Below are 14498 nucleotides of genomic sequence, written 5' to 3'. Positions count from 1 at the left end.
GCTAATATTTTATTCCGCATAAATGTCATTTTTCTCAAACAATCTCCGTAACTGATCCGCCATAAAGGAAGGAGGGTGCGGCATCGCATGCTGTATCCACCATTCCACGATTCCAACAAAGGCCGAAGCCATAAAATGGGCATTAAGCTCATGATCGATTTTCGAATCTAAGTTTTGCATTTCAAGTTTCTTTTTAACGTTCAATGTGATAAACGCTAGTAGGCGCTCGCGGAAAACAAACGTTCTTTGGTGCGCGAACAACGAAGAGAAGAAAGTGAAATTTCCCTCGAAATAAATAAAAATAGGGGTTAAATCGCTATTTAGCGTTGTGTTGCCCGGGTTGTTCTCATCGAGGCTGCAGAAAGCAATCAGTTGATTTAAATGATCTTCAATGCATTTATCAAGCAGGTCGTATTTATCCGTGTAGTGGAGATAAACAGTACCCCGATTTACATTCGCTCGTTCCGAGATATCATTAATCGTAAGGTGCTGAAAGTCTTTTTCGGAAAAAAGCTCCAAAAATGCCTTGTTGATCGCTTCTTTCGTCTTTACGATACGTCGATCTATTTTAGTAGTGGTTCTCATCTATATTTTCCTCCCTAGTTACTCAACAGTTTGGTTCATGATGTTGAGTATGGAACATATACGATCCGTTTAGCGATTGAATATCCTGTCCGTCTCGATATAATGATAATCAACGAACGCCAATTATACAACAATTGTTGAATAAATTTCGTTCGAATATTGATTTCGAAGGGGCAGATAACATTGGAAAACACGACAGCTAAAGTAGTCATCATCACGGGAGCATCCAGTGGAATTGGGGAAGCCACAGCTAAATTACTGGCCAAGCAGGGAGCGAAAATCGTGTTGGCGGCAAGAAGAGAGGACCGTCTGCAAGCTATCGTCAACGATATTAAACAAGAAGGCGGAGAAGCGGTTTATTTCACGACAGACGTAACCTCGCAACAAGATATGCAAGAGCTGGCACAGTTTACTTTAAAGCAATATGGCCGCATTGATGTGCTTGTGAATAATGCCGGAGTCATGCCCGTTTCACGTCTAAATGAATTAAGAGTTGAGGAATGGGAGCATATGATTGACGTGAATATAAAAGGCGTGCTGTATGGCATTGCTGCGGTTCTGCCAGCTATGAGGGAACAGCAAAACGGGCATATCATCAACGTTTCATCGGTTGCCGGACATTCGGTAAGTCCGACATCAGCTGTCTATAGTGCTACCAAATTTGCCGTTAGAGCCATTTCGGAAGGACTGCGCCAGGAAGAATCCCCAACCTCTAATATTCGCTCAACGATCATATCCCCGGGAATTACCGATTCTGAGCTAATAAATACCGTCAAAAGTCCTGAAGTTCAAGCAATGGCTTCACATTTCAGTAGCCTAAGCATTTCGCCATATCGGATCGCCGGAGCGATCGCATACGCCATTCATGAGCCGGAAGATACCGGAATTAACGAGATCGTGATCAGGCCGACAGCACAGAGTATGTAAACGATTGATGAGGTTAACCTGCAGTTGGGTTAACCTCTTTTTTGGGGGAATTCAGAAGTGTATTGAATAATTGAGACGCATTTCGACAAAATAACTAACTATTTTATTGACAGAGTTCCAAATCATAGTAAGATAGTAAATAGTGGAAATTAAATCTAGTTCTGGAGGCGTTTTTTTGAAGAGATTGTCGATTACTGCTATGATTTTCGTTTTATTGTTCAGTTTAGGTATTATTCCTGTATCAGCTGCAAATAAAGGAGCTTATATTTTTGTAGATGGAGTCCCACTCAAATCTAAATCAGTAAGCAAGAATGGTGTTTCCTTCGTTCCCTTCAGAGAATTGTTTGGAAATTTGAAAATGGAAATCATTTATGATGCAAAACTTAAACAAGTAACGGGAAAAAAAGATGATTTAAAGATAACATTTACGCTTGGTAGCAAAACAGCCTATGTGAACGGCCAGAAGAAAGCATTGCAAGCAGAACCTTTCACGCAAAATGGTAACACGTACATCCCAATTCGGATCGTTGGGGAAGCAACAGGTAACTCCGTTTATTGGTCAGCAGAAGCGAATGTGATTCAAATTAATAGTCCATCCTTTAAAGGGGCTTCATATACTATTGACGGTATCCCGTTATATTTCAGTGCCGACGGAGTAATATCGATAGGTCCCGCTGCATCGAACGCCTTGAATACCCAAAGAGAATTAGCCGAGATCGATTCCATTACCAAGACGATTGCAAATTTCCCTAGTTTCCGTATTGTTGGAGTGCCACCAACAGAGAAGGAATCCAAAGAACCAGGATATAAAGGATATCCGGATTATTTTGACGCCAATTATGTTGCTGCAGCAGAGAAGAAAGAAGCATTGCCGCCGCTGATGAGCAAGGGATGGATTTCATTATCTATGCTGTCTGAAATCGAAGGCGTGAGCAATCTTGGCAATAGCAGTGCCAACATCATTACGATCGGCAAATATGTCGGCTTCGAAATTGTCAGATTGGATATTAATTTAACGGCGGAGTACAAGAAGGCCAAGGATGGCGACTTTACTTTAAGTGACATTCGTGTAAAAAAATATAAAGGTACCATGTATCTGAACATTGAAGATCTAACAACAACTGGACTCATTGAATCTAAATAACACTTAAATTCTGTTTTCAATAGGACTTCAAATCACTGCTAACTTAATCTATTGTGTTGTTCATGATTAACACTTTAAAAAACTAGGACCACTTTAGGGGTCCTAGTTTTTTTGTTTGTTAACAATTATCTGCATTATTCTATTGTTAAGAAGTAGATCGGAAGCTCAAGATTTGAAATCCGTTCATTAATGGTTTATAATTCTATTAAATGATAGTTTTATCTATCATTTTTAAAGTAATGAAAGAAGGAATGCCCAATGGATAAACCGAGAATTACGGCAAAAGAAGCCAAGCTTCATGCCATTCTAGATTCAGCAACAGAGCTGCTTGTCGAGAAGCCGACGGCTTCATTGAATGAGATTGCCGAGCATGCCGGTATCGGTATTGCAACATTACACCGGTATGTGGAGAGCAGAGATCAGCTTATGCTTCAGCTTGGCTTAAGAGCTGTTCAAGTCGTGGGAGACACGATGAGCTGCCTATCGCAAGATGAAAAGGATGGGAACAGCTACATTCCGGCTCTCATAGAAGCATTAATTCCACTAGGAGATAAGATTCATTTCCTTACTCACGATGCTTCGTTGTACTACAACGAGGAAATGCTTGCAGCCGAAAATAAAATATTGGAACCGATTCGAAATGCCATCCGGTCCTTGCAGCAAGCAGGAACCCTGCGGCAGGATCTGGACACGGAATGGATTTTAAATGTTTTGTATTCACTGCTTATTCTGACCTGGCAGCAAGTGCAGCAAGGCAATATCGCCAAAAATTCCGCTGCCAAGCTGGTGATCGATACGCTCTTTCACGGGGTTAAAACTTAAATTGATGATTCATTCAGAGGAGGTAAACAATGAAAGAAGCTGGAATAAGCAACGTTCCGCAGCCCAAAACCTACGGACCGCTTGGCAACTTGCCTCTAATTGATAAGGAAAAACCGACTCTGTCCCTTGGCAAGCTGGCTGAAGAATTGGGTCCAATATATCGTTTAACGGGTCCAGGCTTCTCCAGTCTCGTCATTTCAGGGCATCAGCTGGTAGCAGAAGTTTGCGATGTTACGCGCTTTGACAAGTACGTGTATAACGAACTGGAGAATGTGCGCGCTTTTGGCGGAGATGGCTTGTTCACGAGCAGAACGGCCGAGCCTAACTGGCGAAAGGCCCATAATATTCTATTGCCAACCTTCAGCCAGCATGCGATGAAGGGATATCATTCGATGATGGTGGACATTGCTCAGCAGTTAATCCAGAAATGGAGCCGCCTAAATCCGAAGGAGAGCATTGACGTGCCTGATGACATGACCAGGCTTACGCTGGACACCATTGGGCTCTGTGGATTTAATTACCGTTTTAACAGCTTCTACAGAGAGAATCACAGCCCGTTTATCGTAAGCATGGTACGCGCGCTCAATGAAGCAATGCTAAAAAGCTCACGACTTGGCATACAAAATCTGTTGATGGTGAAAACGAAAAAGCAGTTCCAAAAGGATATTCAGACCATGTTTTCATTGGTAGACCAAATCATTGATGAACGCAAGGCGAGCGGTATTGATGGCGAGAACGACTTACTCGCCCGCATGTTAAGCGGAGTAGACCCAGATACGGGAGAGAAGCTCGATGACGAGAACATCCGTTATCAAATCATTACCTTTCTCATAGCCGGACATGAAACAACAAGCGGTTTATTGTCTTTCGCCCTGTACTTCTTGTTGAAAAATCCAGAATCCCTAAAGCAGGCCTATGAGGAAGTGGATCGAGTGCTGACTCAATCCACTCCTTCCTATGAAGAGGTCCTCCAGCTCAAATACGTCCGAATGATTCTGAACGAATCCTTGCGTCTGTGGCCCACTGCGCCGGGATTTGATCTCTATGCGAAAGAAGATACCGTGATTGGAGGGCAGTACCCTATGAAAAAAGGGGAGACCGTCAGTGTTCTTCTGCCACAGCTTCATCGGGATAAAGACGCATGGGGAGAAGACGCGGACGAGTTCCGACCCGAACGGTTCGCCGATCCCTCCAAAGTGCCGAATCATGCGTACAAACCGTTTGGTAACGGTGAACGGGCCTGCATTGGAATGCAGTTTGCGCTTTATGAAGCGACACTGGTACTGGGGATGGTTTTGCAGCATTTTGAGCTCATCGACTTTCAAAACTACCAGTTGGATGTAAAGCAGACACTAACCCTTAAACCAGGCGATTTCAATATCCAAGTGAAAATGCGGCCAAATAAACAGGCAGCAAGCATACTACAGCAAGAGATGCCAATTAAGAGAGAAAACGTGGTAAAGGAATTACAGAAAAAACCATCATCTTACGAAAGCACAATCATAGGTGCAGAACGTTTGCCTCTGCTCGTGCTTTATGGCTCGAATTTAGGAACGGCTGAGCGAATTGCGAGGGAGCTTGCCGATACAGCACGCATGTATGGCGTGCAGAGCGAGGTCGGTCCTTTAAATGACTGGATGGGCAGGCTTCCGAAGGAAGGCGCTCTTCTGATCATCACTGCAACCTATAACGGAAAGCCTCCACAAAATGCTGCGAATTTCGTTAATTGGCTGGAACAGACTCAGCCTGGCGATTTGAACGGTGTTAGCTATGCGGTATTGGGCTGTGGAGACCGCAATTGGTCGAATACTTATCAAAACATTCCCAAATGGATGGATGAACAGCTTGATCAGAAGGGGGCGACTAGGCTATCCGCTCGGGGAGAAGCTGACGCTGGCGGTGATTTTGAGAAGGAGGTTGACGATTGGCAAGAACGGCTATGGAAGGATATTTTGACTGCTTTTGACCTGAAAATGGACAAAGAGGCAAAGGCAGAAAAAACACAGGCTTCATTGTCCGTTCAATTTGTAGATGGCGTCCCTACCTTACCGCTGGCACGAACATACGGTGCAGCTTATGCTGCAATTGTGGCAAACCGTGAGCTTCAGTCGGAAGACAGCGGACGAAGCACGCGCCATATTGAAATGGCATTGCCAGCTGGAATGAATTATCAAGAAGGGGATCACATCGGAGTGCTTCCGAGCAACAATATTTCAAATGTCAATCGAATCCTACGCCGGTTCAAGCTTGACGGAAACGATCAGTTGATTTTGTCGGCAAACGGACGCCATCCGGTGCACCTTCCGTTAGAGCAGCCTGTAAATCTTCGAGAAATATTGAAGAACAGCATAGAGCTGCAGGAACCCGCCACACGTGCGCAGCTGCGTGTTCTCGCCGCTTATACGGTATGCCCGCCGCACAAACGCGAATTGGAGGCGATGCTAGAAGAGGATAGCTATCGACAACAGGTTTTGAGACAACGCGTGACCATGCTCGATCTGCTAGAAAAATACGAAGCCTGTGAACTACCATTTGGGACATTCTTAGAGTTGCTGCCTGCGCTTAAGCCCAGATATTATTCTATCTCAAGCTCACCTCGGCATCACCAAGATCAAGCAAGCATGACGGTCGCTGTTTTGAATGCACCCGCATGGAGCGGCAATGGACAATATCACGGTGTGGCGTCCACCTATCTGGCCAATCAAAGGGTAGGCGAACAGCTTCTTATGTTTATTCGCACACCGGAATCCGGTTTTCAGCTGCCGGCCGATGCAGCCGTACCAATTGTCATGGTCGGACCGGGAACAGGCGTTGCTCCGTTCAGGGGGTTCTTGCAGGCAAGAGCAGCCCTCAAGAAGCAAGGAGTAGAGCTTGGCGAAGCCCATCTTTATTTCGGCTGCAGGAATGAATCTGATTTTCTCTACCGCGAAGAATTAAAGCAATATGAAAAGGATGGCATTGTCACGCTCCATATCGCTTTCTCCCGTGTCGATGAATCCTCTAACTGTTATGTCCAGCATTTAATGGAGCAAAACAGCATCGAGCTGATTAGGATTTTAACCGATGAGGGACGGCTTTATATATGCGGTGACGGTAGCAAAATGGCGCCTGATGTAGAAAAGACCCTCATGCAAGCTTACCAGCATGTACACGGAGCAGGGCAGAATGAGGCGAATTCATGGTTAAACGAACTCCAAGCAGAAGGGCGTTATGCCAAAGACGTGTGGGCAGGGTAATCAGAGCTATGCGTAACCAAATCATTTTATTGAAAAATGCCATTATCTTCTGGTACAGTTTTTCTGTTTAAAACGATCCGTGCCTATGGCCAAACGCGACCTGCGCACATCGATTGTGAATCGAAGTGCGCAGGCTTTATTTTATCTATCGTTGACTTAAAGTCTCAGCTCATTCGCTCCCAAACCTCGATCATTCTTCCTATTCCTAAGATCAGCTCCTCGTCCTGGAGATGCGAAAAACCTAGGCTTATGCCTATTTTATCGTGGCTTGTTCGATCTCGCACCCACTCAACGCCTGCTTCCCGGCAATCTTTTTCATAAGTCTCATATTGCTCCTTCGTTCCTGACCACCATCCGAAAATATGCAAGCCAGCGTCCCCATCGATCCAACGAATCGGAACGGGCTTACGTTTCAACATGTCGCGCAAAAGCGAAAATTTATGGCTGTATATTCGCTTCATTCTTCGCAAATGGCGTTCATATAGCCCGCTGCCCATAAACGCGGCCAATGCTCGTTGCTCTAGAATAGCGCTTGGATGCGGTTCATATAACGACTTCGCGCTGGTAAAAGGCTCGACTAAAACAGTCGGGAGCACGACAAAGCCAAGCCTTATATCCGTCATCATTGTTTTGGAAAAGGTGCCTGTATAGATTACGAGTTCGGTCGATTTGTCCAAGCTTTTAAACGTCTCGATCGGCTTGCCTCGATGACGGAATTCGCTGTCATATTCATCCTCGATAATAAATGCACTTTGTTCGGCAGCCCATGAGAGCAATTGTTGCCTTCGCTCCAAGCTCAGCACCGCTCCGGTCGGGTATTGCCGATTCGGTGTGACGAATAGCATCCTGGCATCCCAGGATTGTGGAATAAGTCCCTGGTTATCGACTTCGCCTTCAATCAGCTTTGCTCCTGAAGCAAGTACAGCTGTCTTTATCCCGCGATACCCGGGACATTCAGCAACGACTGCATCCCCAGAACCTGTTAAAAGCTGCGTCAAAAGGGCAATGGCTTGCATCGATCCGTTTACGATCGCAATCTGATCAGCATTCGCCACAATCCCACGGTTACGCTGCAAATGTTTGGCGATAGCTTCCCGCAGCACCATTACGCCAAGCGGCTGATGCGCATCGACGGTAGCTTTCTCAGTCATCGATCTTGCTTCTTCATGCAAGCAACGATTCCAAGCTTCCTTTGAAAAAGGGCTCATCTCGGTTATCCCCAGTTGAAAAGAAACCGTCCCGTTTCTTTTTGTACTCCATGTATCTACTTTTGATGCGTGATGAGAGGTTTTTGGACTCTGCGTAGAGTTTGCTGCTTCCCATTCCTTAATTGTTGGAGTTCTAAGCCGCTCTCCCCATTCAGATAAGCGAACCTTTTTTTTGATGGGAGGGAGCACTGGCGCACTGGCGGACTGAAAATTGACGAAAGTACCGCTGCCGACCACAGCAGTAACATACCCTTCGGCCGTGAGCGCTTCAAGCACATTGGAGACCGTACCACGTGAAAATCCATACATCCGCGCTAATTCCCGACTGGAAGGCAGCCTAACCCCATTGGCCAATTTGCCTTGTACGATTGTATTTTTCAGGGCATGGTATAACATCTCATACTTGGTAGAGTATTGTGCCATATAGGGCTCCAAAGCAATATAAATAAACATGTCTGTTTCCTTTCGGATGATGAAGTGGTCTAATCAAATTTAGTGAAATTGGATCTACCAGTGAGCCAATACTCGTCATATAATGACAACAATCTCACAAAACCTCGAAAGAATCAAATACTAAATAGGAGGACACCCATCATGACAACTGAGCCATTCGTATTGCAAGGAGCTCGCGCCAAACTGATCTTGTTGGAGAAGCATCATGCTGAGCTGCTGCTAAAAGCTGCAAAGGATACCCCGATTTGGGGCGTACCCTTAAAAGGGATTTCTACGTTAGCTGACGCCGAGCAGTATATTGAACATGCAAAAAAAGAAGAGGCAGCGGGAACCTGTATCCCTTATGCTATCTGGGATTTGGAGCAGGATAAAATCGTAGGGAGCACCCGGTTTTTCGATATATCTGATGAGAATCGTGGCTTGGAAATCGGCTATACGTGGATGAATCCGAGCGTTTGGCGGACAAAGATAAATACGGAGTGCAAGTATTTGCTGCTGCGCGAAGCATTTGAACAACGGGGAATGATTAGAGTGCAGCTAAAAGCAGATCTTCGCAATACAAGGTCCCAAGCAGCTATTGAACGCATCGGCGCCGTAAAAGAAGGGGTGCTGCGCAATCATCGCGTGCTGAATGACGGATACATTCGCGATACGGTGATCTACAGCATTACCAATCAGGAGTGGCCTTCGGTCAAAGTAAAGTTGGAAGCATTTATCTCTCAATAACGATGTGGCCAGATCCAATCCATTTGATAGGAGCAGTTGAAGATGAAGAGATTACAGTGCCCTTGCTGTGAATATTTCACTGTTGAAAGCAATGATGAGGTAATCGTGGATATTTGTGATGTTTGTTTTTGGCAGTATGATGCTGTCGCCCATGATCAACCTGATAGAAATATTGGCGCAAACCATATTTCATTGACACAAGCAAGAAAGAACTACAAAGAGTATGGGGTATGTAAGCAGAAATTCAAAGCTATGGTCCGAGAACCATTGGATATTGAACAACAATATAATCAGAATTAATGTTTCTCGTTTTAGGCGCTGTTTGAGTAGATCATTCTATGAAGTCGCTGTTGCAGCCAGATTCTTAGATAGACTAAGACTTGTAAAGGTAAGACTCTCGAGACTAAGCCTAACCCTTCATTTCTCCCGATCGATCTTACCGCTTCTCATATCTTATAACCTAGCCATAAGCTACTCATTTGAAGCCACAGGGCTAGATTAGGTCTATTTTTTAGACCTATTTCATCCCAATTGGCGATTTCCGCCAGATTAGATCTAAAAAATAGATCTATTTTTACAGAAATCAGCCATAAGCTACCCATTTGAAGCCGTTGAGCTGAATTAGGTCTATTTTTTAGACCTATTTCATCCCAATTGGCGATTTCCGCCTGAATAGATCTAAAAAATAGATCTACTTCTCCAAAACCTAGCCATATCCAGGTCAATTGGGGCCTTGGGATAGATTAAATCTATTTTTTGATCAATCAATCTATATTCATCCGTTTTTGCTATTTCTGCCAAATTTACGAAATAAGTAAAATGACCATCGAAGTCGAACAGCAGTAGATGCCACTAGGACTGTTTGTCACAATTAGGTAAAAAGGCCGCAGACCTTTTTCTCTTAAAATTTTATAATGAATTCAGCGAAAAGCCAATCAAAAACCGTACTGCTAGCTGCAGCACGGTTTTTGGTTAAATAACAAGAGGAAGGATGGTTGGGATTCAGCTATTTTTTAAGACCGGCATTTGGATTGTCAGCATAATTTATTTTATTTTGATGTCTATCTTTATTTCTAAGGGGACTTTAACTGTTCGAATGGGTGTGCTAACAACGCTAATAACAGCCTTGGTCATTGGCATTTTCTACTGGCTCCCTAGGTTGTATGCTTACTTAAATCATAAATTATATGAAAAACTGAGGCGTATGATGAAATGACACAAATAAGCGATAATCATGAACACTTGATTGAGGGGGTAGATTGATGAGTGAACCATGGATTCATTCCATGAATGGCGTTCCTTGGACAATTCCGAAGATGCAGGAAGCTGCCTTATTGTTGCGGCGGAGAGCTTCCATCGGTTTTGTATTTGGTGCAGACAAGCTGTCTGATCTGATTGAGCTAGATGAGTTGCTTTTTGCTAAACGACCGGATTTAATTCTGAATATCGGGAGTACGGCCAGTAAAGGAGAGTATACCGAGGAATGGATTGACACATTAGCAGGATTAAAGCATATCAAAGCCTTGCATTTGAACATCATGCAGAGCCAAAATCTAAGCAAGCTGCAAGCCCTCCATAACCTGGACTTTCTGAGGATAAGAGCTGCAAAGTCAATATCTCTTGCGTTTTTGACCGCGTTCAAACAGCTAAGCTATTTGGAACTGGATGGAAAGTTCAAAGACTTGTCGCCGCTCTCAGAATGTTATCATTTGAGAAGTTTGATTCTAAAAGCGACAATCCATCAACTGAATTTTGCCGAGCGCCTTCCACTTGAATATATGCTAATCAACAACTGCAGCATCAATTGTGAGATAGACGCACGTAACTTCCCCATGCTGAAGATGCTAAAGCTATCGGCCATTAACAAATTGGAGGACATCTCATCGATCGGTGAATTTAAGCAATTGCATTTCCTTGGCCTTGCTTTATCCAGAGTGAAACAGCTGTGCGATTTCTCCCACATGGAGAAGCTCAAAGAACTTGAGCTCGAATCCATGAAATCCTTGCAAGAGATTCATTCATTGCAAAAGGCCACTCATTTGGAACATTTAGTATTATCGGAGATTAACCCGGCTTTAAAGGCTGAGGCGTTTGCGTGGCTGGCAACAATGCCTGAATTAAAGCAATTGGATTTTCAGTTTATAGATTTTAATAAGGGACGTATTGCCGCCTTGCGCAAAATCATGATTGAAGCAGGTAAAGAACATATCCTCCTTGAAAATATCCCTATAGAAAAAAGAAAACAATCGATGGACATCCTCCATCTTTCACGCATATTAAGATAGCTATTCCGCGTAATCCTATCTTCGCTTTTCCTGTTAGATATGAGAAAGGAGGACAATAAATGGATCTCCATTATTGTCCTCCTTAGGGTAAAAATGGACCCGAATATTCCATTGTTCTAGAGCTTATGACACTTCCAATTGCGCTGACTCCCGGCGCCGCCAGCTCATGTATACCAAGGACAATGCAATTACAGTGAGGATAGCACCAAGCAGTCGAAATCCCCCAGCAGTGAACTGGTTTCCCATTAAAATGCTTAACAACAAGGAAGATAGGATCGTTCCCAAGTATCTCGAGGTCATAAATACGCCAGATGCTACTCCAATCATCTCTTTCGGTGCACTTTTGAACAACGCAGCTTGCATACCGACATTGTTTAATCCGTTGCTAATACCGAATGCAGCTAACGCCAAACAAACACTGATTACCGGTGAAGCTTGATTTAAAGTCATGATCCATATTGACCCAAATGCCATCAATATTCCAGATAGCATCAATGCCGGTCGAGCTCCGGATTTATCAATCCAGCGTCCTGCTACCGGAGAAACAATAAGCGAGCACAAACCTAAGCTTAGCATGAGAATTCCGGTATGGATTTCGCTGACATGACGTACCGTCTGCAAGTAGGAAGGAAGTCCAAAAAAAAGCGAGTAATAAAGTATGTTAACGAGTATGAATTCGATATTGACCCAAGTCAGCGCAGGATGCTTAGCAAAGGTGCGTAAAGGTATAAACGGTGATGCCGCTTTTAACTCATGCCGTATAAATGCCCATAGAGAAAGAAGGCCAAACAAGCCGACCATGACATGTCCGTATGAGACATACCCCGATGATTTTGCTGACAGTAATCCAACAAGCAAAGCAACCAGACCTACAGTGAAAAGCATAACACCTGGCGCATCGACTAAATTAAGCCATTTGTGAAATGTCATGTTGGAGGCAATAGAGGATGAAGGCTTGTCCTTGGGGATATTCCTCCAGCCTAATATAAAGCTCAACAATGCAAACGGAATATTCACTAAAAAGATCGCAGGCCAATCCCACCAGTGAATCAAAACCCCACCAACAAATGGACCAATAGCTGCCGCTCCAGAGAGGAATATGGACAAAATGGACAGCGCACTCGCTTGTTTCTCCGTAACGTGAATCCGAACAATGGCCATTCCAACTGAAACCATCATGCTTGTTCCGATGGACTGAACAATCCGAAACACGATAAGCCATCCAAAGTTTGGCGATAACGGTGCTAGTAATGATGCAGCAAAGGCAACAACAAGTCCGATTAGAAATATTTTCTTGCGACCGAATAAATCACTGGCTTTTCCCATTACAGGCTGAGCGACAGCACTGGCAATATAAAAAGAAAATATAATCCAAGAAACAACGGTAAAATCCAGCTGATATACCGTTTGCAGTCTTGCAATAGCAACAGCAATCATAGAAGAGTTCAAAGGATTCAATAATATCCCGAGCCCGACTGAAATCATTAACCATCTGTTTTTAACACTCATGTATGATTCCCCCAATAGCTTATTAATGTCATGGTAATTGAAATCATATATTTATTCCAACGCATTTTATGTTATGATTTCATTGATTTAAAGGAATGAGTGGAGGATATTGATATGGAATTACTTCAATTAAAATATTTTTTAGCGGTTGCACGCTTGGAACATGTGACTGAAGCTGCGCGAAGTCTACATGTCACTCAATCGTCTTTAAGCAAAACGATTCAACGCTTAGAAGAGGATGTAGGAGTCCCATTATTCGATCGAATTGGAAGGAAGCTGCGATTAAATGAGTTTGGAAGCAAATTCCTTCGCCGTGCAGAAAAGGCTTTGTTTGAATTGGAACAGGGAAAGCAGGAAATTAGCGATTTAACCAGCCCCGAACATGGCAAGCTTGAACTGGCTGTGACCACAGCAAGCGCGTTGCCCAATATCCTTCGTGAGTTTCGGAAAAAATGGCCATATATCCATTATCATGTACAAATGCTGACCACGCTTGAAATGGTTACGCTTCTATATAGAGGAGAGATCGATTTCTGTTTGTCTTCTCCACCTATTCAAGGGGATGATATAGAGTGTCAAATCGTATATATCGACCCTATCCTTGTAGCCGTACCAAAGGGGCATCGGTTAGCAGAACGAAAGAGCGTATCCCTATCAGAACTTAGAGATGAATGGTTTGTCGGTGTAAAGAGGGGCTATGGTACTCGTGATCTAGTGGACTCTATTTGCAAATCGGTTGGATTTGTTCCCAATTATGTGTACGAGGGAGATGAACCGGCAAGGTTAAGCTCGCTTGTGGAAGCAGAAATCGGCATAGCCTTTATTCCGAGTACGGCAAGACTTACAACGGTAAATATCACATATCTCCAAATAGAGAATCACGAATTGGTAAGGGAAATCGCTTTGCTTTGGCACAAGAGTCGTTACATTTCACGGGCAGCTCAGGAGTTCCGAGAGATCGTTATCGAATATTTCGAGACAATTTCCAAACAAACCATTTAAATAAAAAACGAATTCAAACCAAAGAACCATCGTTATTCAGCATTGACGATGATTCTTTGGTTATTTGAGCGTTGCTAAAAGTAACATATCATATATCCGTAATCAACAAGAATAAATGGATGGCAGCAATGATTCCCATTGGATAGATGATAAATCGAGAGAATGTATTTTTAAATTCATTACTGGAATGCTTTTCGAAAAACAAATGCAGGATCGCATGAATTATAAAAAAGATGTCTAGAAACCAAAACATAATCATTTGATATTGGCTAAATAGAAAAGCAAGAATGATAGTGTATAACGGGAGATGGATAAGGGTGAACACTTTATAGGCTTTTGCATCATCCATTTGTTTTAAAACCATAAACAGTTTCCACTCCGAACGTCGGATTGCATCCATTTCATGCAGGAGAAATAGAGATAAATTAAACAAGAATAGCAACAGCAACAAATCAGGCATCACAGACCTCCTAAAATTATATAACAAACTTTTATTACGGTTAATCGAAGAACAAAGCAAATTAAATCCATATGGTAATACGAAAAGCATTCAGAAAGGTAACTTCAAATCACCTACAGCATCATTCCTTGTGAGAATGAT

The 14498-nt window shown here is 43.4% G+C and carries 12 protein-coding genes; 8 read left to right on the top strand and 4 right to left on the bottom strand.

Translation table 11 applies throughout. From position 1 onward, the window contains the following. Positions 1-9 precede the first annotated feature (9 nt). A complete protein-coding gene (locus tag FJQ58_RS29005) occupies positions 10-585 on the bottom strand; it encodes a TetR/AcrR family transcriptional regulator (protein WP_139998831.1) in 576 nt (191 codons plus the stop codon). 183 nt (positions 586-768) lie between these two features. Here FJQ58_RS29005 and FJQ58_RS29000 point away from each other — a divergent pair, with 183 nt between their 5' ends. The 4 genes from FJQ58_RS29000 (at position 769) to FJQ58_RS28985 (ending at position 6714) form a co-directional block, all read left to right on the top strand. Further along, positions 769-1512 (top strand): SDR family oxidoreductase, encoded by a 744-nt coding sequence (locus FJQ58_RS29000; RefSeq protein ID WP_139998829.1) that lies wholly within the window; start codon positions 769-771, stop codon positions 1510-1512. A gap of 175 nt (positions 1513-1687) precedes the next feature. Next, positions 1688-2656, top strand: coding sequence for a copper amine oxidase N-terminal domain-containing protein (locus FJQ58_RS28995; RefSeq protein ID WP_139998827.1), 969 nt, complete (start codon positions 1688-1690; stop codon positions 2654-2656). Between the two features lie 258 nt (positions 2657-2914). Then, the gene (locus tag FJQ58_RS28990) at positions 2915-3478 is read left to right on the top strand and encodes a TetR/AcrR family transcriptional regulator (RefSeq protein ID WP_139998825.1); all 564 of its coding nucleotides are present in this window, start codon (positions 2915-2917) and stop codon (positions 3476-3478) included. A gap of 29 nt (positions 3479-3507) precedes the next feature. Next, positions 3508-6714 (top strand): bifunctional cytochrome P450/NADPH--P450 reductase, encoded by a 3207-nt coding sequence (locus tag FJQ58_RS28985; protein WP_139998823.1) that lies wholly within the window; start codon positions 3508-3510, stop codon positions 6712-6714. 164 nt (positions 6715-6878) lie between these two features. Here FJQ58_RS28985 and pdxR read toward each other — a convergent pair whose 3' ends face one another. Continuing rightward, complete coding sequence (gene pdxR / locus FJQ58_RS28980; protein WP_238404382.1) at positions 6879-8345, bottom strand: MocR-like pyridoxine biosynthesis transcription factor PdxR; 1467 nt, start codon at positions 8343-8345, stop codon at positions 6879-6881. A gap of 171 nt (positions 8346-8516) precedes the next feature. On the opposite strand from pdxR, the gene FJQ58_RS28975 reads away from it, so the two are divergent. The 3 genes from FJQ58_RS28975 to FJQ58_RS28965 all read left to right on the top strand — a co-directional run bounded on the left by FJQ58_RS28975 (position 8517) and on the right by FJQ58_RS28965 (position 11386). Next, the gene (locus tag FJQ58_RS28975; protein WP_202915346.1) at positions 8517-9101 is read left to right on the top strand and encodes a GNAT family N-acetyltransferase; all 585 of its coding nucleotides are present in this window, start codon (positions 8517-8519) and stop codon (positions 9099-9101) included. 42 nt (positions 9102-9143) lie between these two features. Further along, positions 9144-9401, top strand: coding sequence for a CPCC family cysteine-rich protein (locus FJQ58_RS28970; RefSeq protein ID WP_139998819.1), 258 nt, complete (start codon positions 9144-9146; stop codon positions 9399-9401). Between the two features lie 962 nt (positions 9402-10363). After that, positions 10364-11386 carry a leucine-rich repeat domain-containing protein gene (locus FJQ58_RS28965; RefSeq protein WP_140000196.1) on the top strand — a complete coding sequence of 341 codons (1023 nt, stop codon included), beginning with the start codon at positions 10364-10366 and terminating at the stop codon, positions 11384-11386. A gap of 123 nt (positions 11387-11509) precedes the next feature. Here FJQ58_RS28965 and FJQ58_RS28960 read toward each other — a convergent pair whose 3' ends face one another. Next, positions 11510-12895, bottom strand: coding sequence for an MFS transporter (locus tag FJQ58_RS28960; RefSeq protein WP_139998817.1), 1386 nt, complete (start codon positions 12893-12895; stop codon positions 11510-11512). Between the two features lie 114 nt (positions 12896-13009). Here FJQ58_RS28960 and FJQ58_RS28955 point away from each other — a divergent pair, with 114 nt between their 5' ends. Continuing rightward, positions 13010-13897 carry a LysR family transcriptional regulator gene (locus tag FJQ58_RS28955; protein WP_139998815.1) on the top strand — a complete coding sequence of 296 codons (888 nt, stop codon included), beginning with the start codon at positions 13010-13012 and terminating at the stop codon, positions 13895-13897. An 88-nt stretch (positions 13898-13985) separates the two neighbouring features. Here FJQ58_RS28955 and FJQ58_RS28950 read toward each other — a convergent pair whose 3' ends face one another. Further along, entirely contained in the window at positions 13986-14357 is a 372-nt protein-coding gene (locus FJQ58_RS28950) for a DUF6713 family protein (RefSeq protein ID WP_139998813.1), read from the bottom strand. Positions 14358-14498 lie beyond the last annotated feature (141 nt).

It is taken from the genome of Paenibacillus paridis (genome assembly GCF_006345825.1).
Lineage (GTDB): Bacteria > Bacillota > Bacilli > Paenibacillales > Paenibacillaceae > Pristimantibacillus > Pristimantibacillus paridis.
Note: the sequence above shows the minus strand (reverse complement) of the source record. Positions and strands in the feature narration are given on the sequence as shown.

Bases quoted from the DNA above. Each gene is read 5' to 3' on its own strand.
- FJQ58_RS29005 (WP_139998831.1), bottom strand. From the start codon at position 585: ATGAGAACCACTACTAAAATAGATCGACGTATCGTAAAGACGAAAGAA.
- FJQ58_RS28990 (WP_139998825.1), top strand. From the start codon at position 2,915: ATGGATAAACCGAGAATTACGGCAAAAGAAGCCAAGCTTCATGCCATT.
- FJQ58_RS28985 (WP_139998823.1), top strand. From the start codon at position 3,508: ATGAAAGAAGCTGGAATAAGCAACGTTCCGCAGCCCAAAACCTACGGA.
- pdxR (WP_238404382.1), bottom strand. From the start codon at position 8,345: ATGGCACAATACTCTACCAAGTATGAGATGTTATACCATGCCCTGAAA.
- FJQ58_RS28975 (WP_202915346.1), top strand. From the start codon at position 8,517: ATGACAACTGAGCCATTCGTATTGCAAGGAGCTCGCGCCAAACTGATC.
- FJQ58_RS28970 (WP_139998819.1), top strand. From the start codon at position 9,144: ATGAAGAGATTACAGTGCCCTTGCTGTGAATATTTCACTGTTGAAAGC.
- FJQ58_RS28965 (WP_140000196.1), top strand. From the start codon at position 10,364: ATGAGTGAACCATGGATTCATTCCATGAATGGCGTTCCTTGGACAATT.
- FJQ58_RS28960 (WP_139998817.1), bottom strand. From the start codon at position 12,895: ATGAGTGTTAAAAACAGATGGTTAATGATTTCAGTCGGGCTCGGGATA.
- FJQ58_RS28955 (WP_139998815.1), top strand. From the start codon at position 13,010: ATGGAATTACTTCAATTAAAATATTTTTTAGCGGTTGCACGCTTGGAA.
- FJQ58_RS28950 (WP_139998813.1), bottom strand. From the start codon at position 14,357: ATGCCTGATTTGTTGCTGTTGCTATTCTTGTTTAATTTATCTCTATTT.